Origin of the sequence: Bartonella sp. AP88XZML (assembly GCF_042195565.1) — a bacterium.
Taxonomy (GTDB): Bacteria; Pseudomonadota; Alphaproteobacteria; order Rhizobiales; family Rhizobiaceae; genus Bartonella.
Map to the genome: position 1 here is coordinate 1 of NZ_JBHIOQ010000017.1, position 2,761 is coordinate 2,761.

Here is a 2,761-nt window from a genome sequence, read left to right on the forward strand (position 1 = left end):
AAGAGCCGCATCAAATTTACCTGTCTTTATCCGAGAAACAACCGCATTATGTGAAACACCCATCTTCTTCGCAAACGCACGAACCGATAAACCCTTACGATGCTTCTTTGTCATAGTTGCTCCTTGCCTTTTTCTCTGCCATAAGAAGTAAGAGTTTACGGTGTTACGAATGATTGACAATCGGGTATAATCGGGTATATATTCCGGTATGAAAACAGATACACTTCAAGTTACACAAGAATTGTTGGCTCTCATTACTGAGATTGATGAGTTCAAAGGGGCATGGCGCGCCCTTGGTACTCTTGCACCTGAGCGATTGAACGCTCTTCGTCATATTGCTACTGTTGAAAGTATTGGATCTTCCACACGCATTGAAGGGAGTAAGTTAACAGACCGCGAAATCGAACAGCTTTTGGTAAACTTAGAAATTAAACGTTTCAAGAGTCGTGATGAACAAGAAGTTATCGGTTATGCAAAGGTTATGGAAACAATCTTTCAATCTTGGAGTGATATTTCTATTACTGAAAATCATATTAAACAACTTCATCGTGATCTTTTGTGTAATAGTGAGAAAGATCAACGACATCGAGGTGAATATAAGACTTTACGCAATGATGTAGTAGCATTTAATTCTCAAGGGAAAATGGTTGGCATTGTTTTTGAAACAGCTACACCATTTGATACACCATACCGAATGCAAGAGCTTATTACTTGGTTCAATAAAACCAATGAATTAAAGGATCTTCATCCTTTACTTACGATTGGTATTTTTAATGTAACATTTTTAGCTATTCATCCTTTTCAAGATGGAAATGGACGTTTAAGCCGTATCTTAACCACCCTTCTTTTGTTACAAAAAGGTTATGTTTATGTACCATATTCATCACTTGAAAGCATTATTGAGAATAATAAAGAAAGCTATTACTTAGCTCTGAATCAGACTCAAAAAACAATTTATACTAAAACACCCAATTGGGAGCCTTGGATACTCTTTTTTTTACGTGCTCTACAAAAACAAAAACGCCAATTAGAAATAAAAATAGAGAGTGAAAAAAATGCTCTTTTTTCCTTATCTGAATTGGCTCTTAATATTCTTGATTATGTGCGTAATCACGGACGTGTTACAACCCGCGATATGGTGCGTGAGGTTGGTGCAAGCCCTAATACACTTAAAGTAACTTTTACATCATTAGTTGAAAAAGGTCTTTTGATACGTCATGGTGGTGGACGATCAACTTGGTATAGCGCACCTTAATTTTATTGCCTTCTTAACCACCTCCCCATTTTGAGAACGGGGAGGAGAGTTCTGTTTTTGAACTTAAGCAACCTTTTTAATGGGGCTCTCCAAATCAGGTTCATAAGCTTTCAACAAAGGCTCCATAATCGGAGGAGGTTTTAAAGACCCAAAATTTGTAATCATTGCTAAAATCCTGAGTGCATTTGGCGATTCATCTTGAAGTTTTAAAATCACAGCTTCTTCTATTGCATTCATGGTCTCAATGAGGGCATTAAAAGTCTTATCTTCAACATCATCACGATCAGAAAACTGATACAATGCCATCCACAAATCACATAAGAAGTCTATACTGGTATTCATTGCACACCTCCATGGATTTGTTCTCTCAAACAAGCTAATCCTTTTGGTGTAATTTTTGTTGAAGGGAGCACTTTTTCTGTACCATCAGGTCTTTGAATGGTAATAGCAGGACAATCCATAAATCCTTTCTTGATCTTGTCCTGATAAGGTAACAGTGGCGCTCCTGGAGCACGCCGATACACCCAATCATGTTTACGCAAGTAATCAGTTAAATCCTTTGGTCGTACCTCTAACATCTTTGCTGCTTCTATCAAACCGAACAGCCCATCAGAACGTTTTAAACCTTCCAAAGCCTCTGCTTTTGGAGCTAATTCTGCAATAACATGATCTTTCTGCTCAATTTGATTTTGTAAGTGATTCAAAACACCAAGTAATGCCTCCGGTTTGGAGTAGTCAACTTGTGGTGTCACTACTTGTTTCAAGAGCCGTTCGCATTTGATAAAGTATTGACGTGCTTCATGCCCTTTGTCATTACGCTCTATCATGGAAAGGTGTTTAGCCATGTCTAATGTAATGTGGTATTCTTTTATTTTTCCACCCCGGTAAAAATTTACCGCAGTTATAAAGTTTATATTTTCCTGAAATTTACATTCTTTAATGCGATTTTTAATCCAATTTCTAAATTCAGACTTTATTTCCAAAAACGCATGCAAATCACGCGCGTTAACAGTTTGGACAGTTTCCTGATCAATAACCTGTTCTGATATTGGAATAAGAGTGTTCATGTGAACTCCTTGTGGGTTAGACGTTTGTTAATGACACTCGAAAAGAGTGCCGGGTGCTAACAAACACGGCCACAAGCCCGTCGCTATGCTTTTCCCATAAGGGTATTTTATGGCATAGCTACACCCGACAAGCCATTTATATGCTACAGCATACAATGAGTCAAAGTCTTTAATGCGCGGAGAAGAGATTGTGTCGGCAATCTACCCGCTTGTGGATTCAAGGTGTTTGTTAGGCACCTGATTCGATTATTCATATTGTTGCTACATTGTCAAGTGGCAAAAATTACTTCTTGCTAAGAAAAAGTTTCACATACTGTACAGTGTACACATTAAATTTGTTATTTATCAATGTGTTAAGTGTACAATGTACAGTCAATTTGAAAATTCTGTCGCTAGCGATAGTTCGCGCTAGCCTGCCCCGCAACAGACCCAACCCGCT

Annotated in this window: 3 protein-coding genes; 1 reads left to right on the top strand and 2 read right to left on the bottom strand. The window is 38.1% G+C overall.

Translation table 11 applies throughout. From position 1 onward, the window contains the following. Positions 1-208 precede the first annotated feature (208 nt). Entirely contained in the window at positions 209-1,255 is a 1,047-nt protein-coding gene (locus ACFIK2_RS01330) for a Fic family protein (RefSeq protein ID WP_375676813.1), read from the top strand. A gap of 63 nt (positions 1,256-1,318) precedes the next feature. Here the strand turns inward: ACFIK2_RS01330 and ACFIK2_RS01335 are convergent, their stop codons facing one another. Together ACFIK2_RS01335 and ACFIK2_RS01340 are read right to left on the bottom strand one after the other, a co-directional pair. Then, positions 1,319-1,597, bottom strand: coding sequence for a hypothetical protein (locus ACFIK2_RS01335; protein WP_375635103.1), 279 nt, complete (start codon positions 1,595-1,597; stop codon positions 1,319-1,321). Next, positions 1,594-2,322: an antA/AntB antirepressor family protein gene (locus tag ACFIK2_RS01340; protein WP_375676814.1), complete on the bottom strand. Its 729-nt coding sequence runs from the start codon at positions 2,320-2,322 to the stop codon at positions 1,594-1,596. The genes ACFIK2_RS01335 and ACFIK2_RS01340 overlap by 4 nt, the downstream gene beginning before the upstream one ends. Between the last annotated feature and the right edge of the window lie 439 nt (positions 2,323-2,761).